Origin of the sequence: Micromonospora halotolerans (genome assembly GCF_032108445.1) — a bacterium.
In the GTDB taxonomy this organism is placed as follows: Bacteria; Actinomycetota; Actinomycetes; order Mycobacteriales; family Micromonosporaceae; genus Micromonospora; species Micromonospora halotolerans.
Map to the genome: position 1 here is coordinate 2,689,628 of NZ_CP134876.1, position 25,552 is coordinate 2,715,179.

21 protein-coding genes, 2 tRNA genes and 1 other RNA gene are annotated in these 25,552 nt (G+C 72.1%); 12 read left to right on the forward strand and 12 right to left on the reverse strand.

All coding sequences use genetic code 11. The features are described 5' to 3' along the window. Positions 1–71 precede the first annotated feature (71 nt). Together RMN56_RS12815 and RMN56_RS12820 are read right to left on the reverse strand one after the other, a co-directional pair. Positions 72–398, reverse strand: coding sequence for a hypothetical protein (locus tag RMN56_RS12815; protein WP_313724012.1), 327 nt, complete (start codon positions 396–398; stop codon positions 72–74). A gap of 362 nt (positions 399–760) precedes the next feature. Beyond that, a complete protein-coding gene (locus tag RMN56_RS12820) occupies positions 761–2,209 on the reverse strand; it encodes a serine hydrolase domain-containing protein (protein WP_313724730.1) in 1,449 nt (482 codons plus the stop codon). 292 nt (positions 2,210–2,501) lie between these two features. On the opposite strand from RMN56_RS12820, the gene RMN56_RS12825 reads away from it, so the two are divergent. Beyond that, positions 2,502–2,581 (forward strand) — tRNA-OTHER (locus tag RMN56_RS12825). Between the two features lie 56 nt (positions 2,582–2,637). Here the strand turns inward: RMN56_RS12825 and RMN56_RS12830 are convergent. The 5 genes from RMN56_RS12830 to RMN56_RS12850 all read right to left on the reverse strand — a co-directional run bounded on the left by RMN56_RS12830 (position 2,638) and on the right by RMN56_RS12850 (position 8,088). Beyond that, positions 2,638–4,080, reverse strand: coding sequence for a PKD domain-containing protein (locus tag RMN56_RS12830; RefSeq protein WP_313724013.1), 1,443 nt, complete (start codon positions 4,078–4,080; stop codon positions 2,638–2,640). A 117-nt stretch (positions 4,081–4,197) separates the two neighbouring features. Next, positions 4,198–6,312, reverse strand: coding sequence for an NACHT domain-containing protein (locus tag RMN56_RS12835; RefSeq protein WP_313724014.1), 2,115 nt, complete (start codon positions 6,310–6,312; stop codon positions 4,198–4,200). Positions 6,313–6,371: 59 nt separating this feature from the next. Beyond that, complete coding sequence (locus RMN56_RS12840; RefSeq protein ID WP_376787320.1) at positions 6,372–6,866, reverse strand: hypothetical protein; 495 nt, start codon at positions 6,864–6,866, stop codon at positions 6,372–6,374. Between the two features lie 32 nt (positions 6,867–6,898). After that, the gene (locus tag RMN56_RS12845) at positions 6,899–7,513 is read right to left on the reverse strand and encodes a hypothetical protein (protein ID WP_313724016.1); all 615 of its coding nucleotides are present in this window, start codon (positions 7,511–7,513) and stop codon (positions 6,899–6,901) included. 53 nt (positions 7,514–7,566) lie between these two features. Continuing rightward, a complete protein-coding gene (locus RMN56_RS12850; RefSeq protein WP_313724017.1) occupies positions 7,567–8,088 on the reverse strand; it encodes a helix-turn-helix domain-containing protein in 522 nt (173 codons plus the stop codon). Between the two features lie 96 nt (positions 8,089–8,184). Between RMN56_RS12850 and RMN56_RS12855 the strand changes: the two genes are divergently transcribed. Beyond that, positions 8,185–9,507 carry an MFS transporter gene (locus tag RMN56_RS12855; RefSeq protein ID WP_313724018.1) on the forward strand — a complete coding sequence of 441 codons (1,323 nt, stop codon included), beginning with the start codon at positions 8,185–8,187 and terminating at the stop codon, positions 9,505–9,507. Between the two features lie 51 nt (positions 9,508–9,558). Here RMN56_RS12855 and RMN56_RS12860 read toward each other — a convergent pair whose 3' ends face one another. After that, positions 9,559–10,302, reverse strand: a complete 744-nt coding sequence (locus RMN56_RS12860; RefSeq protein ID WP_313724019.1) for an SDR family NAD(P)-dependent oxidoreductase — start codon at positions 10,300–10,302, stop codon at positions 9,559–9,561. Between the two features lie 115 nt (positions 10,303–10,417). Then, positions 10,418–10,502, reverse strand: a tRNA-Ser gene (locus tag RMN56_RS12865). Between the two features lie 82 nt (positions 10,503–10,584). On the opposite strand from RMN56_RS12865, the gene ffs reads away from it, so the two are divergent. From ffs to RMN56_RS12910, 9 genes are all read left to right on the forward strand, one after another. Beyond that, positions 10,585–10,675: signal recognition particle sRNA small type (gene ffs, locus RMN56_RS12870), an RNA gene on the forward strand. Positions 10,676–10,782: 107 nt separating this feature from the next. After that, positions 10,783–13,626 (forward strand): DNA polymerase III subunit gamma and tau, encoded by a 2,844-nt coding sequence (locus RMN56_RS12875; protein ID WP_313724020.1) that lies wholly within the window; start codon positions 10,783–10,785, stop codon positions 13,624–13,626. 108 nt (positions 13,627–13,734) lie between these two features. Beyond that, on the forward strand, positions 13,735–14,043 hold the full coding sequence (locus tag RMN56_RS12880) for a YbaB/EbfC family nucleoid-associated protein (RefSeq protein ID WP_313724731.1): 309 nt from the start codon (positions 13,735–13,737) through the stop codon (positions 14,041–14,043). 8 nt (positions 14,044–14,051) lie between these two features. Next, positions 14,052–14,645 carry a recombination mediator RecR gene (gene recR, locus RMN56_RS12885; RefSeq protein WP_091316841.1) on the forward strand — a complete coding sequence of 198 codons (594 nt, stop codon included), beginning with the start codon at positions 14,052–14,054 and terminating at the stop codon, positions 14,643–14,645. 334 nt (positions 14,646–14,979) lie between these two features. Next, a complete protein-coding gene (locus tag RMN56_RS12890) occupies positions 14,980–16,650 on the forward strand; it encodes an ABC transporter substrate-binding protein (RefSeq protein ID WP_313724021.1) in 1,671 nt (556 codons plus the stop codon). Positions 16,651–16,752: 102 nt separating this feature from the next. Then, positions 16,753–17,760, forward strand: a complete 1,008-nt coding sequence (locus tag RMN56_RS12895) for an ABC transporter permease (protein WP_313724022.1) — start codon at positions 16,753–16,755, stop codon at positions 17,758–17,760. A 95-nt stretch (positions 17,761–17,855) separates the two neighbouring features. Further along, positions 17,856–18,797 (forward strand): ABC transporter permease, encoded by a 942-nt coding sequence (locus RMN56_RS12900; protein WP_313724732.1) that lies wholly within the window; start codon positions 17,856–17,858, stop codon positions 18,795–18,797. Positions 18,798–18,840: 43 nt separating this feature from the next. Beyond that, complete coding sequence (locus RMN56_RS12905) at positions 18,841–19,827, forward strand: ABC transporter ATP-binding protein (RefSeq protein ID WP_313724023.1); 987 nt, start codon at positions 18,841–18,843, stop codon at positions 19,825–19,827. After that, positions 19,824–20,930: an ABC transporter ATP-binding protein gene (locus RMN56_RS12910; RefSeq protein WP_313724024.1), complete on the forward strand. Its 1,107-nt coding sequence runs from the start codon at positions 19,824–19,826 to the stop codon at positions 20,928–20,930. The genes RMN56_RS12905 and RMN56_RS12910 overlap by 4 nt, the downstream gene beginning before the upstream one ends. 61 nt (positions 20,931–20,991) lie before the next feature. On the opposite strand, the gene RMN56_RS12915 is transcribed toward RMN56_RS12910, so the two are convergent. Together RMN56_RS12915 and RMN56_RS12920 are read right to left on the reverse strand one after the other, a co-directional pair. Continuing rightward, the gene (locus RMN56_RS12915) at positions 20,992–21,477 is read right to left on the reverse strand and encodes a hypothetical protein (protein ID WP_313724025.1); all 486 of its coding nucleotides are present in this window, start codon (positions 21,475–21,477) and stop codon (positions 20,992–20,994) included. Next, the gene (locus tag RMN56_RS12920; protein ID WP_313724733.1) at positions 21,459–22,085 is read right to left on the reverse strand and encodes an HNH endonuclease family protein; all 627 of its coding nucleotides are present in this window, start codon (positions 22,083–22,085) and stop codon (positions 21,459–21,461) included. Before RMN56_RS12920 ends, RMN56_RS12915 begins: the two co-directional genes overlap by 19 nt. Before the next feature lie 138 nt (positions 22,086–22,223). Between RMN56_RS12920 and RMN56_RS12925 the strand changes: the two genes are divergently transcribed. Beyond that, positions 22,224–23,657 carry an MFS transporter gene (locus RMN56_RS12925; RefSeq protein WP_313724026.1) on the forward strand — a complete coding sequence of 478 codons (1,434 nt, stop codon included), beginning with the start codon at positions 22,224–22,226 and terminating at the stop codon, positions 23,655–23,657. 52 nt (positions 23,658–23,709) lie between these two features. On the opposite strand, the gene leuA is transcribed toward RMN56_RS12925, so the two are convergent. Further along, positions 23,710–25,461 carry a 2-isopropylmalate synthase gene (leuA, locus tag RMN56_RS12930; RefSeq protein ID WP_313724027.1) on the reverse strand — a complete coding sequence of 584 codons (1,752 nt, stop codon included), beginning with the start codon at positions 25,459–25,461 and terminating at the stop codon, positions 23,710–23,712. Between the last annotated feature and the right edge of the window lie 91 nt (positions 25,462–25,552).

Consider the following 25,552-nt stretch of genomic DNA (forward strand, 5'->3'; position numbering starts at 1 on the left):
TCAGGGCGGCAGCTCTCGGGATCTGACAAGGGTAAGGCTCGCTGATGGTCCCGATCGATCGCAAGGGTCGCTCAGGCGACCCTGCCCTTGGTTTGCACGAGCCCCCCAGACAGAGACCGGATGCGCGTCACCAGGGCAGCGACGAACGGCTCCTGTTCGAACACGCCGTAGCCCCCGCTGTGACGATGCGCCCGCACTTCGTAGAACAGGCAAGCTCGCAGCACATCGACGTCCTCGCCTAGCTCTCCGGTCCGGTGCCAGCGGCCCCGCGCGGACTGCACCATGGCGGCTAGGGCCTCCAAGCCGCCACGGAGTTCGTAGCCGTTGTAGGAGTGCGCGAAGTTGATGAAGTCTTGACTGTCCGCATCCTCGTCCGGCACCCGCACTTGCCTGGCCATGGCCGCTCCAAGGTTCCGTGCTGTTGTGGCAGGACGACGCTATCCTGCCCGTCAACAAGCGATCGGACGGGAGCGTTGGGCCATCTGCGGCCTGCTTCAAGGGGGAAGGGCGGTCTCAACTGCGGTCTCATTCGCTGCGATACGCGGTCGTCCACCGCAGTCCAACGGGCAGCGGAACCGCTGGTCCTGTGCACTGTCGGACCGGTCTGGACGCATGATCGCAGAACTCGAAAGCGTGTGAGGGTTTACGCCCTCCGCGGGCTCAAATGCCGCCGCCACCGCCGGTTGACAGGCGAAACGCCTGGCCGGTCCGAACGGACCTGCCAGGCGTTCTGCCTTGTGGTCTCAGTTGGTTTCCGCCCTCAGCCCGCGACCGGCTGGGGCGATGCGTCCGTTGCCGGCGCGTCTCCGGCCAGCCGGCGCAGCTGTGACAGGGCGACGACGCGGGTGGTCAGCACGCTGGCGTTCATCACGGCCGCGACGGCCGTCCAGCTGACCAGGGCAATTGAGTAGTAACAAAGCTGGATGAAGGTGATGTCCCGCCCGCCGCCGACGAGCCGACCGAGGAGGTCCGGAAGGGCCACCAGCAGGGCGAGGGGGGTGAGCCGGGGCAGCAGCCGCAGGGCCAGCCGCCACGACGGCCGGGTGGCGAAACGATCTGCCCAGATCCGAGCGCGTCGCAGGTTGCGAATGCCGAGCAGAAGGCTGAGCAGGGTGAGGCCGGCCAGCGTCAGGTCGACGATCAGCCGTACCGGTGCGCCGGATGACGGCTCGCCCCCGGTCACGAGGGTGGCCAGCTCGTCCGCGAGCGGGGTGATGCCTTCGTTGGCGAGTCCGATTCCGCTGTTGCCGATCACCGCGATGCCGTAGCCGCCCGGGAGCAGAAGTGCGTCGGCGGTGTAGGTGAACCAAACGCCGTTGTGGTTGACCCGGCCTTTCTGGTCGGTGTCCCAGCCCATCCCGTACGTCCAGCGTGGGTCCGACGAGGTGTGCATGGCGGTGATGCTCGTGGCCGAAACCAGTCGGGTCCCATTTGCGGCCACGCCGGCGTTGCTTTGCATGATCAGCCATTTCGCCATGTCCGACGCCGAGGTGACCACGCCGTCGGAACCGTTGACGAACCGCTTCGGCTCGACGGCGGGGATCGACGCGCCGTAGGCGTAGACGTAACCCTTTCGGACGGCGGCTGGCAGATCACGCGGGGTCTGGTTGATTGTGGTGGTCGCCCCCATGCCGATCGGCTCGAAGATGTGACGGCGCAGATAGTCCGCGAACGGCTCGCCCGCGACGACCTCCACAAGCCGAGCGGCAAGGTGATAGTTGGTGTTCGTGTACCTGTGCTCCGTGCCCGGTTCGGCGGACAAATTCGCGCTCCGCGCTCGGGTCACGGCGTCGGCGAGCGAATCGGGCTGAGGCAGGCTCTTCTCCGGGAACGTGCCATCGGTGATCCCTGAGGTCTGGTTCAACAGTTCACGTACCGTGATCTGCGCTCCTCGGGGGTCGGCGATCCGGAAATCAGGCAGGTAGTCGCGCACCGGCGACTCCAACGTCACCTCGCCCGCCTCGACCAGTTGCATCACGGCGAGCGCGGTGAACGACTTGCTGGCGGAGGCGATCGGCATGGGCGTCGTCACGGTCACCGCGGCGCCAGCGGAGTCATGGCCGTATCCGCCCGCGTACAACACCTTGTTGCCTTTGGTGATCGTCACGGCGATTCCCGGATAGCCCACCTTTTCCGCGTATGCGGATACCACTCGCTCGATCGCCGCCCCGTCAGGTTCCTGCTTGGCGCTCGCGGTGCCTGGCACCATCAGAACCACCAAACCGACGGTCAATGGTGCTACCACAGCCCACCGCGAGTCTTTGCCCTGCCACACAACGTGCTCCCAACGCCTCGGTTGTCACCGGCCACGCTAGGTATCGCGACAGCCGAGGGGCAGGACCCGAAGGACACCAGCCAGCCCTGACTTTCGTTGAGTTTCGGACGAGTCGTCTCCCGGCAGAGTCTGACGGTCTCGGTTGCGGTCTCGTTCGCTGTGGTAAGCAGTCGTCCGCTGGCGCTCGCCGAGTAGTCCGATGCCTGGTCACAGGCCTTGCCGGACGGCGGTGGACGGGTGGTCGCAGACCTGGAAAGCGTGTGAGGGTTTACGCCCTCCGCGGGTTCAAATCCCGCCGCCACCGCTCGTCAGATGCGAGAACGCCCGGTCGGTCCTGACGGATCGGCCGGGCGTTCCGCTTGTCATCGGATGATCTTGACGGGAGTGGAAAGCAGCTCGTTGTCCGCCGGGATCGCGTCCCGGTTCGGGCTCAGGTCCGCGGCCGCCCGGAAGGTGAGCTTCCCGAGGGCCAGGTCGTCGGCGGTCACCGTGTAGGTGAACGCGAAGCGGGTGGTCCTGCCCGCCTCCCGGACCGGAACCAGCTGTTTCACCGCCCCGAGATGGGCGTAGTCCCCCGCGAGGCTCTTGTAGAGGTCCACCTGGACGTTCTCCTCGTACCGGGTGTTCTGGACGTGGACCTCGACCGTGACGGTCTGCCCCACCCGGGCGCTCGTCGGCACCTTCACCCGCACGATTGCCACGTCATGGGTACGCACCTCGACCACCCGGGTGATCGAGTCGGTGCGCCCGTCCGGCGTCTCCACCGCCAGCCGGACCGGGTAGTCACCGTCCCGGGGGAAGCGGTGGACCGGGTTCGCCTCCGTCGAGGTCGAGCCGTCCCCGAAGTCCCAGGTGTAGGACTCGATACCCGCTCCGGCCGGGTCGTGGGCGGTCTGGGAGAACGCGGTGAGTTCGAACGAGTTGGGGTCGCTCCGGGAGTAGGCGAAGTTGGCGACGGGATCGGGTGCCTCCACCAGCTGGAAGGCGTGCGAGGCGGTGCCGTCCCCGCTGACCTGGAACAGGTACGTCCGGCCGGCTTCCGCCACGAAGGTGAGCGAGCCGTAGTCGTAGAGGCCGGTGCACCGGACGTAGGACAGGCCGCCGAGCGAGGAGCCGAGGTACACGTTGATGCCGGCGTACGCCGGGTTCGTCTGGGCGACGACCGACGTGGTGGTCGTCGGCGTGTACGAGTACCAGGTGGTGTGCTGCGAGGAGGCGCAGACGGACCTCTCGCCCGCCTCCCGGGTGGCGGCCTCGTAGGGCTGGGTGTTCGAGTAGGGCAGCCCGGTGACCGCGATCGCGTCGGCGAAGTTGTCGTTCGGCGGCGGCGGGACGTAGCTGACCGAGAGCCGGAGCGAACCGCCGCCGGCCCCGCCGTTGCCGCAGCAGACGGCGACCATGAGGCGGTAGGTGGTCCCGGCGGTGACCGGGAAGGCGACCCTCGACTGCTGGGCCTGGTAGTCGTCGTTGCAGGCCAGATGGGTGAAGGCCCCCGGCTCGCCGGTGAAGGCGGAGAGCACGGTGTCGTAGTCGCTGCCGATCGTGTCGGCCTGCAGGCGGCCGTCCCGCTCGGGCGTGACGGTGAACCAGACGGACCCCTTGTTGGCGCAGGTGGTCGGGTCGGTCGGGCCCGTCGTTGCGCCGCTGGTGTCGATGGTGGTGGTGAAGGGAAGGGTCTCCACCGCGATGGCGGCGGAGTAGTCGTCGTTCGTCGGCGCGGCGAAGGCCGCGGTCTGACCCGCGGCGAGCAGGGCGATCACTCCTCCGAAGGCGACGACGAGTCGTGCGGCATGGCGTCTGACCACTGGATGTCCTCCCGGGCCCCGTATCCCTTGTGGATATGACCGGTTGACGGTAAGGCCTCGTATCGAGCGGCTTCGCTAAGAGAATGCTGGGTTTTGGTTAAGAGCGGGGCAGGGAGGTCAGGCGTTTCCGCTCGGGTCGTATTCCTCCCGCCGGGCCGGTGCGGCGGCGCGGAACCGTAGCAGCGGCAGATCGGCCGCCGCGCGCTCGGCGAAGTGGTCGAGCAGTTCCCGGTGCACGAAGATGTAGCCGTCACCGACCTGGCGCAGGAAGAGGCACTGCACGGCGTGGTCGAGGAACGGCAGCAGCGGGTGGGGCACCAGGCCCTCCCGGGCGAGCCGGCGCCGGACCAGGGCCTGCTCGATCATCGGGGCGAACGCGACCACGGTGAACACCACGAGTGCGGTGCCGCCACCGAGCAGTACCGCGAAGCGGAGCGCCTCGGCCGCGCCCCGGGCCAGCGCGACCGGCACGAAGCCGAGCGCGCCGACCACCACGCCGAGCGTGACGAGATCGGCCGCTACGGCGGTCAGCCGTTGCCGCAGCAGCGGGCTGGGCAGCTCGCGGCGGTCCATGCGGGGCGGCGGCGGCCGGAAGTGGAGCCGCACCTGGATGCTGTCGAGGGCGATCAGGGCGACCACCGTGGCGAGGAAGAACCCGCCGCCGTAACCGAGGCCTGCGGTCCAGCTCGGCCCGCCTGGGGTCAGCCAGCCGGTGAGCCCGCCGACGGCCGCGCCGGCGACGAGCGCTGAGACCTGGATGAGCCGCTCCAGCTCGGCGACGCTCCTGGTCCAGACCGCCTCCACCCAGCTCTCCGGTGGCCGGTCGTCGCGGTCGCGGATGGTCGAGGTCAGCTCGAACAGGTCGGCGTAGTTGACCACGTGCATGAGCACGGCCAGCCCCAGCAGGCCGCCGGCGACCACCAGGCCGACCACCGAGCCCAGCGCCCAGCCCGCCGTGCCGAGCAGCGCGGCGAGCGCGGCGCAGCCGAGCAGCCGGGCGAGCGCCGCCGAGGTCCACGGCGCGGCCGGACGCCGGGCCGACCAGGACTCGTCGATCATGTCCAGCACGAAGACCGTCTGGTTGCGCAGGCGCAGCACCCGGGCGAGGGTGGCGAGGTGGCCGGCGGTCCGCTCGGGGCGGTACCGGGGATGCGGCCGGCGCCGCAGCATCGTGTCGACGTACCGGGTGAAAAGCCGTTCGCGCCCGGAGCCGGCGGGGGCCGCGGTGGCACCGGCGTCGCCCGGTTCCGCGTACGCCAGGGCCATGATGCTGAGCATCAGCGGCGAGTCGGCGAGCTGCCACAGCTCCGGGTCGGCGTCGAGCCCCGCCCGCAGCCCGCCCAGCCCCGGCCGGTCGACGTACCGCTCGATCTGGGACCGGTCCAGTGGCTGGATGGCGACCGTGCCGTAGAGGGGCAGCTCCGACCGGAGTCGTGCGTACTCGGCCTGGCGGCAGCAGACGGCGATCGGGGTGAGCGGCTGCCGTTGGTGGAACGCGGCGATCGCCTCGGCGCACTCGTCGCGGTGCTGCTCGCCGACCTCGTCGAGGCCGTCCAGCAACGGCAGGATCTCCCCGGCCGCCACCCACGCGGTCGCCTGCTCGGCCGGGATGCCGTACCGCTCGGTGAGCTGCTCGACGAGCCACCGGTCGAGGGGCCGGCGGAGGGTCGCCCAGGAGGAGAGGTTGACGACGGCGGGGATCGGGGCGTCCGGGTCGTGGTCGGCGCGATCGAGCAGGTCCCGGGCGAGTTCCAGCAGCGTGGTCGTCTTGCCGGCGCCGGGTGCGCCGACGATGACCACCGCCTGGTCGAGTTGGTCGAACAGGGCCGACATCGAGGTACGGTCGTCCAGCGAGCCGCTGAAGCCGTCCCGGTGGCTGGCCCGCAGGCTCCACGGGTGCCGGCGGTCGTCGGCGGTCGCGGCGATGCCCAGCTCGATCCGGGCCTCCTCGTACAGGGACCGGTCCAGGACGCTGGTCACCCAGTAGCGGCGGACGCGCTCCAGCAGCACCTTCCGGGCCCGCGCCGCGCCGGCGGTTCCGGTCCGCCGCGGCTCCCGCCCGCGCTGCACCTCGATGGCCACGAGGACCGCCACCAGCAGCAGCACCAGCGGCCAGGCCAGCCAGAGGTACGGGCTCCAGCGTGCGGGCAGCGCCCCGGTGGCGACGTTCGTGGCCACGCCGAGGAGGGCCACGACGATCACCGACAGGCCGACCATGACCACCCGACGCATGCGTCGTCTCTACCGTCCCACCGGCCGGCCGCACAACCCGCCACCCCTGAGCGGGCGGGTCAGCAGGGGCCGTAGCCCTCGTCGAAGAGGCGGCGGGCCCAGTCCGCGTACCCGGCGATGATCTTCCGGACCGTGGTGCCGTCGTGCAGGAAGAGGTACGCGCGGTCGCCGCTGCGGGCGAGCAGCCCGTCGAACCGGTGCATCTCCTGTGGAGCGTCGAGCCGGACCACCCGCGGGTACGCGGCGTGCACCGCGTCGACCCGCGTGCCGACGGTGATCCCCTCCGGAGTGCTCATCGGGTCGTCGAGCCAGAGCAGGACGAGCCGGTCGTCGACGAAGATCGGGCTGACCGAGCCGTGCCCGGCCAGTGTCGGCCCGCACGCGTCCTCGTCGGTGCGCAGCACACCGCGCCGGGTCAGGTCCTCCTCGGTGGCGCCGAACTCGGCGTTGCCCAGCCCGTGGAGGCTGACCACCTCGGCGGCCCCGACCGGCCGGGCCGGCACGTCCAACCCCTGTGGACGGACGCCGCTGCCGGCGATCGAGGCAGCCGTCAGCAGTACGGCGATGAATCCGAATTGTCGCAGTTTCATGCAATCCCCCAGTCCCCAACGGGACCGGGGCGATTGAGTTGCTGGTGCTGGTCGGATTGGCGCAGTTCCCACTCCTCCGCCAGCTCGTCCCAGTAGTCGGCGGAGAGCCCACGGCGGCCGTGCGCCAGCCAGCCGGCCGTGTCCCGCTCCAGGTGCAGGCCCAGTTCGGCGAACGGGTCGATCCACGGCCCCGGCTCGGCCCCCAGCCGGGCCAGTGCCGCGTTGATCGGCCATTCGGCGCGCGGCCGGTCGAGCCGGTCGTCGAAGCAGGGCCCCCAGCTCGGCTCGCCGCCCAGCCAGACCGCCGCGGCCTGGTGGCCCAGCCCGCCGGCGAACTCCGCCTCCAGGTAGGCCACCGGCCCCCGCCGGGACCAGCGGGCCAGCAGCTCGAGCAGCGGTGGTGACAGGACGAGCTGGAACGGGTGCCCCGCCGACGGTTCCCCGGTGGCGAAGTCGGGCAGCCCGCCGGTCAGCTCCTCGACCAGTTGCGGGGTGACCGGCAGCAGCGCGAAGTCCTGGCGCAGCGCGGCGAGCACCGCGTGGTCCAGCTCGGCGGTCTGCTCACGCAGCAGCTCGACGTCGGCGACCACCGCGCTGAGCTGGTAACTCATCCGATCCCCTCGGTGTCCACAGGCTGTGGATGGAACATGTGTACGACGGCTGCTCAGTCCTCGCCGGCCGGTGTCGGGTCGGTCATCTCGAAGGCCATGAGGGTGGCGCCCACCCGGACCGTACCGGGGGCGTGCGGCGGCTGGGCGGCGTCGTGCAGCTCGGTCATGATCGCGTGCAGCCGCCGGCGTGCCGCCGCCCAGGCGTCGGGGGACACCCAGAGCTCGGCGTCGGTGGTGACGCCGGACGTCCCCGGGGCGCGACCGGCCACCCGGTCGAGCAGGTTGCGGGCGAGCGACTCGGCGAGCAGCGGCTGCCCCTCCTGCTGCTCGGTGAGCCAGGGGCCGCGCACCGCGCGGTAGCGGCGCTCCCGGCCGCCACGCCGCGCGCGCACGTCGGCCAGCTCGACCAGGCCGGCGGCGTCCAGCCGGCGCAGGTGCTGGCTGGCCAGGGCGTGTGAGATGGACAGCTCCCGGGCCAGCGCGGCGGCGGAGAGCGGCGCGCTCCACAGCAGCGAGAGCATGCGCAGTCGTACCGGATGGGCCATCGCGCGCAGGCGCGGATCGGCGGTGCTCACGGCCGCCATTGAACCGCACCGGCCCGGCGCACCCACCCCCAAGCATTGACTTGGGGGTGGGGTGTGGACAGAATCGCACGGCACGGGGGAGGTGCCATGAGCTGGGGTACGACCAGGGTGCTGGGCAACCGCGACGCCGGCCGCTACCTGGCCGGCGTGCTGGTGTCCGGCTTCGGCACGGCCGCCATGCTCCTGGTGGCCGGGATCTGGGTGAAGGACCTGACCGGGTCGAGCAGCCTGGCCGGGCTGGTCACCCTCGGCATCTGGGGGCCCACCCTGGTGGCCCCGCTCATCGGGGTGCTGGCCGACCGGTTCCGCCGCCGGCCGCTGCTGATCGCCCTGCACCTGGCCATGGCCGCCCTGCTCCCGGTGCTGCTGCTGGTCGACTCCGCCGCCCGGGTCTGGCTGATCTTCGCGGTGATGGCCGCGTACGGGGTCAGCTTCGTGCTGATCGACTCGGCCGAGGCGGCGCTGGTGCCGACCGTGGTCCCCGGGGAGCTGCTCGGCGACTTCAACGGGCTGCGGACGACGGTCAACGAGGGCATGAAGCTGGTCGCGCCGCTGGCCGGCGCCGGACTCTTCGCCGCGTACGGCGGGCACCCGGTGGTCCTGCTCGACGCGGCCACCTTCGCCCTCGCCGCCGCGCTGCTCACCCTGATCCGGGTACGCGAGGAGCGCCCACCGCCGCCCGAACCGTGGACCCGCCAGCTCGCCGAGGGGCTGGGCCACCTGCGCCGGCACGCGGCCCTGCGTCACCTCGTCGCCTGCACCGGCGCCACGCTGCTGCTGGCCGGGATCAACGGCGCCGTCGCGTACGCCGTGGTGGACGACGGCCTGCACCGGCCACCCGAGTTCAACGGGGTGCTCGCCACCGTGCAGGGCGTCGGGGCCCTGGCCGGTGGCCTGGCCGCGGGAACGTTGCTGCGCCGGCTCGGCGACCGGCGGCTGACCGCGGTGGCGGTCGCGGCCCTCGCCGCCGGGCTGACCCTGCGCGCGGTGCCCGCCCTCGCCCCGGTGGCGGTCGGCACCCTGGCCGTCGGGTTCGGGGTGCCGCTCGTGCTCATCACCGTCTGGACCGCCGTGCAACGGGAGACGCCGAACGCGCTGGTCGGACGGGTCTCCGCGACGGTGAACACGCTGACCTTCGGCCCCGGCACGCTCGCCGTCCTGGCCGGCGCCGGCCTGCTGGAGCTTGTCGACCACCGGGTGGTCCTGTCGGTCGCGGCGGCCGGCGCGGCACTGCTCGCCGCCTGGGCGCTGCGCGGCGGCCCGCGCCCCGGTGCACCGGTCGGGCCGCAGATCGCCCAGCCGGCGGAAACCGCGTCGCCGGCCACCGTGGCGGGGACCGCGCCGGTGCCGGGCGAGCCGCCGACCGCCGCCCCGGCCGGCCCGCCTGCCGGTCCGCCGGGGCGGGGCTGACGGCGTACCCCGGCGGGGGCCGGCCTGGGACGGAGCCGGCCCCCGCCGCGTTCAGCTCGTGAAGCCGCCGTCCGCGTTGATCGTCGCGCCGGTCACGTACCCGCCGTCCGGTCCGGCCAGGAAGGCCACCACGGCGGCGATCTCCGCCGGGTCGGCGTAGCGGCCCAGGGCCGTGAAGCCCCGGATGGCCTCCGCGTTCGGCCCGTCCGCCGGGTTCGCGTCGGTGTCGGTCGGGCCGGGGTTCACCAGATTCGCGGTGATCCCCCGGCCGCCCAGCTCCCGGGCGAGGCCCCGGGTCAGCCCGAGCAGGGCGGTCTTGCTCATCGAGTACAGGGCGAGACCGGGGAAGACCGCCCGCTCGGCCACGTTGCTGCCGATGCTCACGATCCGGCCGCCCTCGGTCATGTGCCGGACCGCCGCCTGGGCGAACACGAACGGCGCCCGCACGTTCACCGCGATCGTCCGCTCGACCTCGTCCGGGCCCAGTTCGCCCACCGGGCCGGTCAGGAACACGCCGGCGTTGTTGACCAGCACGTCCAGCCGGCCGAACTCCCCGGCGACCCGGTCGACCGCCGCGCGCACCGCCTCCGGGTCGGCGCTGTCGGCCGGCACCGCCAGGGCGCGCCGCCCCACCGCCTTGATCTGCTCCACCAGCTCGGCCGCCCGGTCGGCGCGCCGCTCGTAGGTCAGCGCCACGTCGGCGCCCTCCCCGGCCAGCCGCAGCGCCACCGCCGCCCCGATACCCCGGCTGCCGCCGGTCACCAATGCCACTTTTCCGTCCAGAACTCCGTTCATGCCACCAGCCTGGTCGGCGGCGGGCGGAGAGTCTGGCGGTGATCGGACGGCGCGTTGAGCGGCCGGGGAACGACGAAGGGCCGGCCCCGAGCGGGGCCGGCCCTTGCGTCGACGGCGGAGGATACGAGATTCGAACTCGTGAGGGTGTTAACCCAACACGCTTTCCAAGCGTGCGCCCTAGGCCTCTAGGCGAATCCTCCGCGAGCCAGGATACAGGTCCCCGGCGGGCGAGCCACCCCACCACCCCATGAAGATCCACCCCGGGTCGGGTAGGCTTGGCGGCACCCCCCGTGCGGCGTGCATCTCGTGAACCTCCCCAGGGCCGGAAGGCAGCAAGGATAAGCGGGCTCTGACGGGTGCACGGGGGGCCTTTCTGTCTCCGGGTGCCGGTAACGTCCCTGCGGGTCAGGTCACGGGGTGGTGGGTGGTCACCCGCGGCCGACCGGCGCAGAATGGCTCGGTCGAGAGGAGGCGGGACGGGTGGCACTGGCCCTTTACCGCAAGTACCGGCCCCGTACGTTCGCCGAGGTCATCGGACAGGAGCACGTCACCGAGCCGCTGTCGCAGGCGCTGCGCAGCGGGCGGCTGAACCACGCCTACCTCTTCTCCGGCCCCCGGGGCTGCGGCAAGACCTCCAGCGCCCGGATCCTGGCCCGCTCGCTCAACTGCGAGCAGGGGCCCACCCCCGAGCCGTGCGGGCAGTGCGACTCCTGCCGCTCGTTGGCCACCGACGGCGGCTCGATCGACGTCATCGAGATCGACGCGGCCAGCCACGGCGGCGTCGACGACGCCCGTGAGCTGCGCGAGAAGGCGTTCTTCGCGCCGGCCCGCAGCCGCTTCAAGATCTATGTCATCGACGAGGCGCACATGGTCTCGTCGGCCGGCTTCAACGCCCTGCTCAAGCTGGTCGAGGAGCCCCCGGAGTACGTCAAGTTCATCTTCGCCACCACCGAGCCGGAGAAGGTCCTCGGCACGATCAAGTCGCGGACCCACCACTACCCGTTCCGGCTGATCCCGCCGAAGGTGCTCCGGCCCTACCTGGAGCAGCTGACCGAGGCCGAAGGGGTCAAGGTCGAGCCGGCGGTCTTCCCGCTGGTGGTGCGCGCCGGTGGCGGCAGCGCCCGGGACAGCCTCTCCGTGCTCGACCAGCTCATGGCCGGCGCCGGCCCGGAGGGGGTCAGCTACGCCCGGGCCGCCGCGCTGCTCGGCGTCACCGACTCCGCCCTGATCGACGAGATGTGCGACGCGCTCGCCGCCGGGGACGGCGCGGCCGCGTACGCGACCGTCGACCGGGTCGCGGAGGCCGGGCACGACCCGCGCCGGTTCGCCTCCGACCTGCTGGAGCGGCTGCGCGACCTGATCGTCATCCAGCAGGTGCCGGACGCCGCCGCCAAGGGCCTGATCGACGGCCCCGACGACCAGATCGAGCGGATGGCCGCCCAGGCCCAGCGGCTCGGCCCGGCGACCCTGTCCCGCTGTGCCGACATCGTGCACAACGGTCTGGTCGAGATGCGCGGCACCACCGCGCCCCGGCTGCTGCTGGAGCTGATCTGCGCCCGGATGCTGCTGCCCGGCGTGGACGACTCGTCCGGCGCCCTGCTCCAGCGCCTGGAGCGCATGGAGCGCCGGCTCACCCTGGGTGGCGCCGCGCCGCCGCCGGCCGCCGCCGGCTCCGCGCCGGCCACCCCCGCCCCGGAGGTACGCCCGGCGCCTCCCGCCCCGACCGCGGCTGCCGCCGCGCCCGACCCGCAGACCGCCGGCACGCCGGCGGCTGCCGGCGCCCCGACCGGGGCGGCCGCCGCCCGTGCCGCCGCCGCGGCGGCCGGTGCCCGCCCGACCCCGGCCGTCCGCCCGGGCGACCCGGCCGCGAGCGGCCCCGGTGCCGGTGGGCAGGGTCGCCCGGTCGACCCGGTGCCCGGTGCGGCCGCCCAGCCCGGTCCGGGCGCCCGCCCCGCTGATCGGTCGGGCTCGGCCCAGCCGGCCTCCGGTGGCTCCCCGGCCGACCGGGCGTCCGGCGGTCCGGTGGCCGACGGTCCGGCGTCCGGCGGTCCCGTCCGGCGTCCCGTCCCGGCCTCGGCGGTGCTGCCCGATCCGGCCACCCCGGAGCCGCCGCGCCCCGGCGCGGCCCCGGCCGGCGCGCTGGACGCCGTCGCGGTGCGCCGGGTCTGGGCCGAGGTCGTCGGCAAGGTCAACCGGAGCAACAAGCGGATCGCGGCGCTGATGCGCGATGCGGTGGTCCGCGACCTGGACGGCGACACGCTGGTGCTGACCGTGAAGTCGACGGTGCTGGCGAAGATGATGGCCGACCACGCCGCGGTGCTCACCGACGCCCTCTACGAGGAGTTGGGTGGCCGCTGGCAGATCCGCTGCGAGGTGGCCGGCGAGCGGGGCGCGGCGTCGCTCGGCGGCCCGGCCCGCCCCTCCGGTTCGTCCCGCGTGGCTTCCGCCGACCCGGCCCCGGCCCGCCCGGCATCCGGCCCGGACGCCGCGCCGGCCCGTGCGTCCGGCCCGTCCGACGCGCCGACCCGTGCGTCCGGCCCGTCCGACGCGCCGGGGACCGGCGGTTCACCCGGGGCCACCGCTGCCCAGCCCGGCTCCTCGGCGAACCGTGCCGGTGGCTCAGCCGGGGCGCGGCCCGGCAACGCCGCCGGCCCGTCGGGCGGGGCCGCCCGCGCGTCGGAGCCGTCCGGTGATCCGGCGCGGCGGCCGGCCGGCCCGGCAGCGCAGGGGACGGGCGCCGGCGGGGACGACGACGAGGAGGACTGGCCGGAGCCGGCCCGACCGGGTGGCGCGGGGACCGACGCTTCCTCGGCGGCCGGCACGGGCGAGGACGACTGGCCCGAGGCCGCCCGTCCGGGTGGTGCGGCAGCCGTGGCCACGGCCCCCGCGCCGGCCGCCGTCTCGACGGCCGCCACCGCGCCCGCCGTACCGAAGCCGGCCGGACCAGCGGTCACAGCGCCCTCGCCGTCGGGCGGTGGCGCGCCGAAGAACAGCGCGATCGCGGCGGCCCGGGCGGCCGCGGCGGCCGCCGCTGGTGGTGGCCCGAGCAAGGGCCCGCGGGCGGCCCAGGCGACCCGCAAGACCGCGGACGCCGAGTGGGCCGGTGAGCCGCCCTACGATCCCGACTACGACGGGCCGGTCGCCGGCCGGTCGGCGGCCGCGGCCCCGGCGGCGCCCGCCTACGAGGGCTTCGACCCGGGCGACGAGCCGCTGGACGACGTGATCGACGAGCGGACCGCCCGGCAGTCCAGCGAGGAGCAGGCGGTGCAGTTGCTCCGCGAGGCGTTCGGGGCCGAGAAGATCGACGAGGTGGACGCGCGCTGAGCGCGCGTCGACCGCCGAGGAGCAGTGCCGTCGCCCGACTAGGCTGGGCGCGGCCGATCAGACGAGTGCGAGAAGGAGCCCTCCGTGCGCCCAGGTGGACAGCCGAACATGCAGCAGATGCTGAAGCAGGCGCAGAAGATGCAGCAGCAGATCGCCAAGGCGCAGGCCGAGCTGGCCGAGGCGGAGCTGACCGGCACCGCCGGTGGGGGCCTGGTCACCGCCACCGTCGCCGGCACCGGTGAGCTGAAGGCGATCAAGATCGACCCGAAGGCAGTCGACCCGGAGGACGTGGAGACGCTGGAGGACCTGGTCGTCGCCGCCGTGCACAACGCCGCCGAGGCGGCCCGGGAAATGACCGAGAAGAAGATGGGCCCGGTCGCGGGTGGGATGGGCGGCCTCGGCCTGCCCGGGTTCTGAGCCGGCAGATGTACGAGGGTGCCATCCAGGATCTGATCGACGAGCTGGGCCGGCTGCCGGGCGTGGGCCCGAAGAGCGCCCAGCGGATCGCCTTCCACGTCCTGTCCGCGGATCCCGCCGACGTGAACCGGCTGGCCGGCGCGCTGCGCAAGGTCAAGGAGCTGGTGCGGTTCTGCACGACCTGCTACAACGTGGCCGAGTCGGAGCAGTGCCGGATCTGCCGTGACCCGCGGCGCACGGACGAGGTGCTCTGCGTGGTCGAGGAGCCGAAGGACGTCGTGGCGATCGAGCGCACCGGCGAGTTCCGCGGCCGCTACCACGTGCTCGGCGGCGCCATCAACCCGCTGGAGGGCATCGGCCCGGACAACCTGCGGATCCGGGAGCTGATGACCCGGCTGGGCGGGGGCGCGGTCCGTGAGCTGATCCTCGCCACGGACCCGAACACCGAGGGTGAGGCGACCGCCACCTACCTGGCGCTCATGGTGAAGCCGATGGGCATCGCGGTGACCCGGCTGGCCAGTGGCCTGCCGGTCGGCGGCGACCTGGAGTACGCCGACGAGATCACCCTGGGTCGCGCGTTCGAGGGCCGCCGGGCGATCTGACCCGGAGCGACGACCAGGCCGGCCGGTCCCGTGCGCGGGGCCGGCCGGAGTCGTCCGCCCATCCGGAATGTGGGACGGGTGGGATTCGCCACGCGCGCGCCACCCGGCCGGCGGCTGCCCGGTTTTGGGGTGCTGCGTCCGATCCCACTATCTGTTCCGGGCTGTGACAGGGCTGTTTGTCGGGAGATCAGAAGCTGTCAGACCCGGCCACTTGGTGTCGGCTTGATAGCGATTGCCTCACGGGCGTTCCGCATTCTGTGTGTCGTGTCATAGCCTCCCGCACACGGACTGAGTCACAACTCGGCGTGGCACATGCGCATGACAGAGGTGAGAGATGCAGGCGAGCAGGCTTAAAGCGGCCGTGGCCCTCGCGGCCGCTGCCGCTCTGGCGGTCGGAGCGTCCGGCTGCGCCAAGAGCGAGCGCGACGAGGACAGCGGTGGGGCCAAGACCGGCGGCACCTTCGTCTTCGCGGGCGCCGGTAACCCCAAGAACTTCGACCCGATCTTCAACGACGACGGCGAGTCGTTCCGGCCGATCCGCCAGATGTACGACACCCTCGTGCAGAACAAGCCGGGTACGGCCGATCTGCAGGGCGCCCTGGCGGAGAGCTGGGAGCACGACCCCGAGGGCAAGGTCTGGACCTTCCACCTGCGCAAGAACGTGAAGTTCCACGACGGCACCCCGTTCAACGCCGCCGCGGTCTGCTTCAACTTCGACCGCTGGTTCAACATGAAGGGCGCCGCCGCCCAGTCGCAGATGATCTACTACTCGGACGTCTTCGGCGGCTTCGCCAAGAACGAGGCCGAGGGCGCGGGCGAGCCGGTCTACAACAAGTGCGAGGCGAAGGACGACGGCACCGCCGTCGTCACGATGAACCGGTACAAGGGCGCCTTCCCGGGTGCCTTCGCGCTGACCGCGCTCTCGATCGCCAGCCCCGAGGCGCTCAAGAAGTACGACGCCGACACGGTGAAGCAGAACGGCGACTCGTTCGAGTACAGCGCGTTCGCCAACGAGCACCCGGTGGGCACCGGCCCCTTCACCTTCGGTGGCTGGGACAAGGCCAAGGGTGAGATCACCCTGAACCGGAACCCCGACTACTGGGGCGAGAAGGCCAAGGTCGACAAGCTCGTCATCAAGGTCATCGAGGACGAGAACACCCGCAAGCAGGAGCTGCGCGCGGGCACCGTCCAGGGCATCGACTTCCCGGCCCCGGCCGACCGGAAGGCGCTCTCGGGCGAGGGCTTCCAGGTCCTCGACCGCCCGGCGTTCAACATCCTCTACCTCGGCTTCAACCAGAAGAACCCGAAGCTGAAGGACCTGCGGGTGCGCCAGGCGATCGCCTACGCCCTCAACCGCCAGCAGCTCGTCCAGACCAAGGGCCCGGGTGGCACCAAGGTCGCCGACGAGTTCATGCCGGACACCGTGCTCGGCTACGCCCCTGACGTGCAGAAGTACGAGTACAACGTCGACAAGGCCAAGCAGCTGCTCAAGGAGGCGGGCGCCGAGAACCTGACGCTCAACTTCTACTACCCGACCGATGTCTCCCGGCCGTACATGCCGAACCCGCAGGAGATCTTCACCGTCCTGGCCAACGACCTGCAGGCCGTCGGCATCAAGGTCAACGGTGTGGCCCGCCCGTGGAACGGTGGCTTCAAGGACGACGTGCAGCAGTTCGGCAAGCAGGACCTGCACATCCTCGGCTGGACCGGTGACTACAACGACCCGGGCAACTTCGTCGGCACCTTCTTCGGCCGCGCCAAGGTCGAGTTCGGCGACCAGGCGATGACCGAGATGTTCGACGCCATCACCAAGGCCGACGGCACGGTCGACGAGGCCGGCAAGAAGGCCGCGTGGGAGCAGGTCAACCGCGACATCGCCGCCAAGTGGCTGCCGGCCGTGCCGGTCTGGCACGCCCCGCCGGCCATCGTGGTCACCAAGGACGTCAAGGGTCTGGTCGCCAGCCCCCTGACCGACGAGCGATTCAACACCGTCAGCGTCGGCTGAAGCGCCACTGACCGCTGACGCCGTACGCGGAATCGGCCCGGGCCGGGCTCTCTCTCCCGGCCCGGGCCGACCCGCTGTTACCGAGAATCTGGTGTGTGAGAGATGTTGCGAGTCATAGTCCGCCGCCTGCTGCAGCTGGTGGTGACCCTCATAGGGCTGTCCGCGCTGGTCTTCATCTGGCTGCGGAACCTTCCCGGCGGCCCCATCGAGGCGCTGCTCGGTGAGCGGGCCACGCCGGAGCGGCGCGCCCTGCTGGTCAAGGCCCTCGGCTACGACCAGCCGATCCTGGTGCAGTACGGCAAGTTCATGCAGCGGCTGCTGACCGGCGACTTCGGCAACTCGATCCGGAGCGGCGACCCGGTCACCGAGGTGATCGGCCGCGCCTTCCCGGCCACGATCGAGCTGGCCGCGGCTGCCATGATCATCGCTATCGGGCTCGGCGTGCCGCTCGGCTACCTCGCCGCCCGGCACCGCGCCCGGCTGCTCGACAACCTGAGCATCGCCGGCACGCTGCTCGGCATCTCGATCCCGATCTTCTTCCTGGGCTACCTGCTCAAGGACGTCTTCACCCAGAACATCCACTGGTTCCCCCCCTCGGGCCGGATCAGCACGGGTGTCGACAACACCAACGTGACCGGGTTCTTCGTCCTCGACGGCCTGCTCACGCGGGAGTTCGATGCCACCGCCGACGCGCTGTGGCACCTGATCCTGCCGGCGCTCACCCTGGCCACCATCCCGCTGGCGGTGATCGTGCGGATCACCCGGGCCAGCGTGCTGGACGTGCTCAACGAGGACTACGTCCGCACGGCCGAGGCGAAGGGCCTGCGGCACAAGACCATCCGGGGCCGGCACATCCTGCGCAACGCCCTGCTGCCGGTGGTCACCACCATCGGCCTGCAGACCGGCGCGCTGCTCTCCGGCGCGGTGCTCACCGAGCGGGTCTACAACTGGGGCGGGCTCGGCACGCTGATCTACAACTCGATCAGCGGCGGTCGCGACTACCCGGTGCTCCAGGCGCTGATCCTGCTGGCCGCGCTGGTCTTCGTGCTGGTCAACCTCCTGGTCGACCTCTCCTACGCCTTCATCGACCCGAGGGTGCGTGTGCGATGAGTGACCCGATCACCCGGCCCACCGTGGGCACCCCGCGCGAGAGCGTGGACCCCGCCGCCGTCGAGGAGAAGCGCGAGGGCACCCTGCCGCGCGGCATCGACCGGCTCGGCGAGCGCAAGCGCGCCCGGCTGGAGCAGTTGACCCAGGCCACCGCCGAGAAGGGCGGCGTCAGTCTGGTCCGGGACGCGTTCCGCCGGCTGCGGCGCAACCCGACGGCGATCATCGGCGCGTCCATCGTGGCGCTGTTCATCCTGGTCGCGATCTTCGCGCCGCTGCTCGCGCCGCACGACCCGGCGCAGCGCTTCGACGAGCTGACCAAGAACCTCACCGTGGAGAACATCCCCGGGGCCAGCAGCGAGTTCCCGCTCGGCTCCGACCCGCTCGGCCGGGACTTCCTGTCCCGCATGATCCATGGCAGCCGGCAGACGCTGTTCGTCGGTGTGCTCGCCACGCTCATCGGGTTGGCCCTGGGCGTGCTGGTCGGCGCGATCGCCGGCGCCTTCGGCGGCTGGGTCGACAACATCCTGATGCGCTTCACCGACGTGATGCTGGCCCTGCCGGCGCTGCTGCTGGCCATCAGCCTGGTGGCCATGGCCAGCCGGTCCAGCCAGTGGACGGTGATCCTGGCGGTGGCCATCGTCAACGTGCCGATCTTCGCCCGGCTGCTGCGCGGATCGATGCTCGCCCAGCGGGAGAGCGACCACGTGCTCGCCGCCCGGGCGCTCGGTGTCAAGCAGGGGTCGATCGTGCTGCGGCACATGCTGCCCAACGCGATGACCGCCGTGATCGTGCAGGCCACGCTGACCCTCTCGACCGCGATCCTGGAGGCGGCGTCGCTCTCCTTCCTCGGCCTCGGTGACCCGGACTTCAACCGCGCCGAATGGGGCCAGATGCTCGGTGTGGACGGTCAGCGCTACTTCGAGGTCCGGCCGGAACTGGCCTACTACCCGGCCATCGCGATCATCGTGGTCGCGCTGGGCTTCACCCTGCTGGGTGAGGGCATGCGCGAGGCGATCGACCCGAAGAGCCGGCGGTGACGGCGATGGCGACAACGGACCAGCACGATGAGGAAGTGACCCGATGAGCCTGCTCGACGTACGCGATCTGAGCGTGGTGTTCCAGCGTCGCGGTGAGCGGCCGTTCACCGCGGTCGACAAGGTCAGCTTCAGCGTGGAGCCGGGGCAGACCGTGGGCCTGGTCGGCGAGTCCGGCTGCGGCAAGAGCGTGACCAGCCTGGCGATCATGGGCCTGCTGCCCCGGCGGGGCAACAAGGTCACCGGCGAGGTCAACTTCGACGGCGCCGACCTGCTGAAGCTGCGCCCGGACGACATGCGGGACCGGCGCGGCCGGGACATCGGCATGATCTTCCAGGACCCGCTGTCCTCGCTGAACCCGGTCGTGCCGATCGGCGTCCAGGTGACGGAGGTGCTGGAGCGGCACCGCGGGATGGACCGCAAGGCGGCCATGAAGGAGGCCCGCGAGCTGCTCGACGCGGTCGGCATCCCGGACCCGATGCGGCGGCTCAAGGAGTACCCGCACCAGATCTCCGGCGGCATGCGGCAGCGCGCGTTGATCGCCATGGCGCTGGCCTGCAAGCCGCGGCTGCTCATCGCGGACGAGCCGACCACGGCGCTGGACGTGACCATCCAGGCGCAGATCCTCACCCTGCTCAAGCAGCTCGTCGACGAGACCGGCACCGCGCTGATCATGATCACGCACGACCTGGGCGTGGTGGCCGGCCTCTGCGACACGGTCAACGTGCTCTACGGCGGCAAGGTGGTCGAGCGGGCCGCCCGGCACGAGCTGTTCGCCCGGCCGCGGCACCCGTACACGCACGGGCTGTTGAGCTCGGTGCCGCGGCTGGACTCGCCGCGGGGCGAGCGGCTGCACGCCATCCGCGGCTCGGTGGCCGACAACATCCCGTGGGTCGAGGGGTGCGCGTTCGCCCCCCGCTGCGACAACGTGGTGGACGCCTGCCTGGAGGGCGCGCCTCCGCTCGAACCCACCGCGACCGGCGGCGACCTGCGCTGCAACAACCCCGTTTCCGAGGAGGTGGCGGTGCCGTGACCGAGTCGACCGAGCGGACCGAACCACTTGTCGAACTGCGCGACGTCAAGGTCCACTTTCCGATCAAGAGCGGCGTGCTCTTCGACCGCACCGTCGGCCACGTCTACGCCGTGGACGGCGTCTCGCTCACCATCAACAAGGGCGAGACGTACGGGCTGGTGGGCGAGTCGGGGTGCGGCAAGTCCACCCTCGGGCGGGGCCTGCTGCGGCTGGTCGAGCCGACCGACGGTGAGATCGTCTTCGACGGCACCGACATCCGCGCGCTCAAGGGCGAGTCGATGCGCCGGATGCGTCGCCGCATCCAGATGATCTTCCAGGACCCGCTGTCCAGCCTCGACCCCCGCCAATCGGTGGAGTCGCTGCTGGTCGAGGGCCTCAAGGCGCACGGCCTGGCCAAGGACAAGGCGGCCACCGACAGGCGGCTCCGGGAGACGCTCGCCGCGGTCGGCCTGCCCGCCTCGGCGCTGAGCAAGTACCCGCACGAGTTCTCCGGCGGCCAGCGCCAGCGCATCGGCATCGCCCGCGCCCTGGTGCTCGACCCGGACCTGATCGTCGCCGACGAGCCGGTCTCCGCGCTGGACGTGTCGATCCAGGCGCAGGTGATCAACCTGCTGGAGGAGCTGCAGAACGAGCACGGCCTGACATACCTGATCATCGCCCACGACCTGGCGGTGGTCCGGCACATCGCCGACACGGTCGGGGTGATGTACCTCGGCGGCCTGGTGGAGGAGGCGTCCAGCGACGACCTCTACCGGGAGCCGATGCACCCGTACACCAAGGCGCTCATGTCCGCGGTGCCGGTGCCGGACCCGCAGGTGGAGGACCGGCGGGAGCGGATCCTGCTCGCGGGCGACCTGCCCTCCCCGACGAACCCGCCGCCCGGCTGCCGGTTCCACACCCGGTGCCCGTGGGCCCAGCCGACCCGGTGCGCCGAGGAACGGCCGGCGCTGCGCGAGGTGCTGGGCGGGCACCGGGTGGCCTGCCACTACGCGGAGGACATCGCCGCCGGCCGGATCCGGCCGCACGAGGTGAAGCCGGAGCTGGTCCGGCCGGACGACGGCGCGGCGCCGGGCGACACCGGGGAGCTGATCCCGACCCCGTGACGTGACGACGCGAGGCCCCTTCCCCGGGCGGGGAAGGGGCCTCGTCGCGTTCCGACCGGGGTCAGCCCTCGGGGCGGTGGAGCAGGGCCACCGCGACGGTGTGCACGGCGTCCAGCGCGGCCGGATCGGCCAGCGGCACCCGGGCGCCGGTCACCGCGTACCACTCGTCGGCGTCCTTGTACTGCACCCGCAGGGTGACCTGGCCATCGGCGTACTCGGTGCGCAGCGTCAGGTCGCCGGTCACCACGCCGACCTCGTCGGTCATCACCCCGCCCGGGCCGGCGGTGATGTCGCTGGTCCGTTCCGGGGCTCCGGGCGCCGGCGGGGCGGCCGCGGGCGCGGGCGCGGCCGGCGTGGCGTCTGCGGACATCCCGGCGCCGGAGACGTCGGCGGGGGCGGACGGCGTGCCGTCGGCCATCATCCCGGCCGAGGTCGGCCCCGGCGCGGTCGCGCCACCGGCGGACGCCGCGGCGTCCCCGCCCGTGGTGTCCGGCGTTCCCTCCGGCGCCGGCGCGCCACCGGCGCCGGTCACGGCTTGTTCGCCCATGTGCAGCCCTCCAACATGTCGGTGAGGGCGGCCTTCTCGGCACTGGTCACCGTCAGCCGCCAGTAGTGCTTGACCGTCACCCAGTCCGCGGCGTACTGGCACCAGTACGAGCGGTTCGCCGGCTTCCACTGGGACGGGTCCTGGTCACCCTTTGCCCGGTTGGAGCGGAGGGAAACCGCGATGAGCTGCGGCCGGGTCAGGTCGTTGGCGAAGTCGCCGCGCTTCGAGTCGTCCCACTCGTCGGCACCGGAGCGCCAGGCGTTGGCCAGCGGCACCATGTGGTCGATGTCCACGTCGGCCGGATCGGTCAGCGCCAGCCCGTCGTACGCGCTCTCCCAGCGGCCGCCCACCACGTTGCAGCCGGAGAGCTTGATGCCCTCGCCGTCCCGTTGCAGCACGGTGTCCCGCACGTCGCAGTTCTTGCCGGTGTCCCGCCAGTGCGGGAAGCGGGTCCGGCTGTAGCCCTTCATCGACCCGGCGGCGGCGACGGTCAGCTCACCGAGCTGCTGGTCGACGTTGCCGGCGGCGCTGGGCGGCGTGTCCGGCTCGTCGACCGGCACGCATCCGGTGACGCCGAGGGCGAGCACCGCGGTGAACGCCGCGGCCATCCCGGCGCGGGCTCCTGATCTCGTACGCACAGACGACACCTCTCCAGCTTGAGCGCTCCGGGCGAGTCCGCACAGTACCCGGCGACGGTTTCCGTGATTCGTGGCGTCGGAGTGGAGGGCCGGGCAGAGTGGTTACCCATGACCGCACCCGCTCCCGCGCTGCGTATCGGCACCGCCGCCGGTCGCGGCACCCTGCTCGCGGCGATCCTCGCCTCCGGCATGGTCTTCCTGGACAGCACCGTGGTCAACGTGGCGCTGCCCCGGCTCGGCGCCGAACTCGACGCCACCGTGGCCGGTCTGCAGTGGACGGTCAACGGGTACCTGCTGATGCTGGCCGCGTTCGTGCTGCTCGGCGGCGCGCTCGGCGACCGGTTCGGGCGGCGCCGGGTCTTCCTGGTCGGGGTGGTGTGGTTCGCCGTGGCCTCGATGCTCTGCGGGCTCGCCCAGGGCACCGGCTGGCTGATCGCCGCCCGGTTCCTCCAGGGCGCCGGTGGGGCGCTGCTCACCCCCGGCTCGCTCTCGGTGCTCCAGGCCAGCTTCGACCCGGACGACCGGGCCCGGGCCATCGGCACCTGGTCCGGGCTCTCCGGGGTGTCGACGGCGCTCGGCCCGCTGCTCGGCGGCTGGCTGATCGACGCGCTCTCCTGGCGGTGGATCTTCTTCGTCAACCTGCCGCTGGCCGTCGGGGTGGTGCTCGCCGCGCTGCGCTGGGTGCCGGAGAGCTGCGACGAGGCGGTCTCGCGTACCGGAGCCGACCGGCGGTTCGACGTGGCCGGCGCGCTGCTCGGCGCGCTGGCCCTCGGCGGCGTCACGTACGCCCTGATCGACGCGCCGGCGCGGGGCGCCGGCTCTCCGGCGGTGCTGGCCGCGGCGGTGGTCGGAGTGCTCGGCGCGGTGGTCTTCGTGCTGGTCGAGCGGCGCCGCGGTGACACCGCCATGCTGCCCACCGGGCTGTTCAGCAGCCGGCTCTTCTCGGTGCTGAACATCTTCACCGTGATCGTCTACGCGGCGCTCGGCGGCTTCACGTTCTTCCTGGCCGTCTACCTGCAGAACGTGGTCGGCTGGTCGGCGCTGCTCACCGGCCTGGCCACCGTGCCCATGACCCTGCTGCTGCTGGTCGGCTCGGCGCGGGCCGGTGCGCTCGCCGCCCGGATCGGCCCCCGGCTGCCGCTCACCGTCGGCCCGGTGGTCGCCGCGGCCGGCCTGCTGCTGCTGCGCCGGGTCGGGCCCGGGGCGTCGTACTGGGTGGACGTGCTGCCCGGGGTGCTCCTGTTCGGGGCGGGGCTCACCCTGGTGGTCGCCCCGCTGACCGCGTCCGTGCTGGCCGCGGTGGCGGACCGGTTCGCCGGAGTGGCGAGCGGCTTCAACAACGCCGCCGCCCGGGCCGGCGGCCTGCTCGCGGTGGCCGCGCTGCCGCTGCTGGTCGGCCTCTCCGGCAGCGGCTACGAGCAGAAGACCGCGCTGGCCGGCGCGTTCCGCGGTGCGCTGCTCTGGTGCGCCGGCCTGCTGCTGGTCGGGGCGGTGCTGGCCGGGCTGCTGATCCACCGCCCCCGCCAACCGACCGGGCGTTAGGAGGGGCCCCCTGCTATGCACGAGGCGTTAACAGGGGGCCCTTCCTTTCGACTCAGGCGCGGGCGCGGTTGACCGCGCTGGTGACCGCCTTGATCGAGGCGGTCACGATGTTGGCGTCGACCCCGACGCCCCAGACGGTCCGGCCGTCCACTTCGCACTCCACGTACGCGGCGGCCTGCGCGTCCCCGCCGGAGGAGAGCGCGTGCTCGTGGTAGTCGAGCACCCGTACGGCCACGCCCAGCGACTGCAGCGCGTTGACGTACGCGTCGATCGGGCCGTTGCCGACCGCGGTGAGCGGCTGGACCGCGCCGTCGTAGCCGACCCGGGCCTCGATCTCGACCTTGCCCTCGACGGTGCCGATGGCGTAGCCGGCCAGGGTGACGGCCGGGTCGACCTGGTGGTCGACCAGATAGTTGCGGGCGAAGATCTCCCACATGGTGCCCGGCTCGACCTCGCCGCCGTCGTGGTCGGTGACCTGCTGGACCACGCCGGAAAACTCGATCTGGAGGCGGCGCGGCAGGTCGAGCTGGTGCTCCGACTTCATGATGTACGCGACGCCGCCCTTGCCGGACTGCGAGTTGACCCGGATGACCGCCTCGTAGGTGCGGCCCAGGTCCTTCGGGTCGATCGGCAGGTAGGGCACGGCCCAGGTGAACTCGTCGACCGGCACCCCGGCCGCCGCCGCGTCGACGTGCAGCGCGTCGAAGCCCTTCTTGATCGCGTCCTGGTGCGAGCCGGAGAAGGCGGTGTAGACCAGGTCGCCCGCGTACGGGTGGCGCTCGTGCACCGGCAGCTGGTTGCAGTACTCGACGGCGCGCTTGACCTCGTCGATGTTCGAGAAGTCGATCATCGGGTCGATGCCCTGCGAGAACAGGTTCAGCCCCAGGGTGACCAGGTCGACGTTGCCGGTGCGCTCGCCGTTGCCGAACAGGCAGCCCTCGATCCGGTCGGCGCCGGCCAGCAGGCCCAGCTCGGCGGCGGCCACCCCGGTGCCCCGGTCGTTGTGCGGATGCAGGCTCAGCACCAGGCTGTCCCGCCGGGGCAGGTGCCGGTGCATCCACTCGATCGAGTCGGCGTAGACGTTCGGCATGGCCATCTCGACGGTGGCCGGCAGGTTGACGATCAGCTTCCGGTCCGGGGTGGGGTCGACCACCTCGATGACCTTGGCGCAGACCTCCAGCGCGTACTCCAGCTCGGTGCCCGTGTAGGACTCCGGCGAGTACTCGTAGTGGATGTCGGTGTCCGGGGTGTGGGTCTCCGCGTACTTCTGGCAGAGCCGCGCGCCCGTCGTGGCGATGTCGGTGATGCCGTCCCGGTCCAGGCCGAAGACCACCCGGCGCTGGAGCGTCGAGGTCGAGTTGTAGAAGTGCACGATGGCCCGGCGCGCGCCGCGCAGCGACTCGAAGGTCCGGTCGATCAGGTGCTCCCGGCACTGGGTCAGCACCTGGATGGTGACGTCCTCCGGGATCAGGTCCTGCTCGATCAGCTGCCGGACGAAGTCGAAGTCGGTCTGGCTGGCCGAGGGGAAGCCGACCTCGATCTCCTTGTAGCCCATCTGCACCAGGAGCTGGAACATCCGGCGCTTGCGCTCCGGCGACATGGGGTCGATCAGGGCCTGGTTGCCGTCGCGGAGGTCCACAGCGCACCAGCGGGGCGCGGCCTCGACGCGGCGGGTGGGCCAGGCGCGGTCCGGCAGGTCGAACCGGAACTGCTGGTGGTAGGGCAGGTAACGCTGGAACGGCATCCGGCTGGGGCGCTGCCGGGCGATCGGATCGGTCTCGGCATCGGTGACAGGTTGAGCCATCTCGGAGTGCTCCCTGGGAACATGTGGCGTCAGCAGATCGGAAGGTGTCGGCGAGATGCCGGGCGACGGTGCCGCGGCGGTGCCGAGAAGA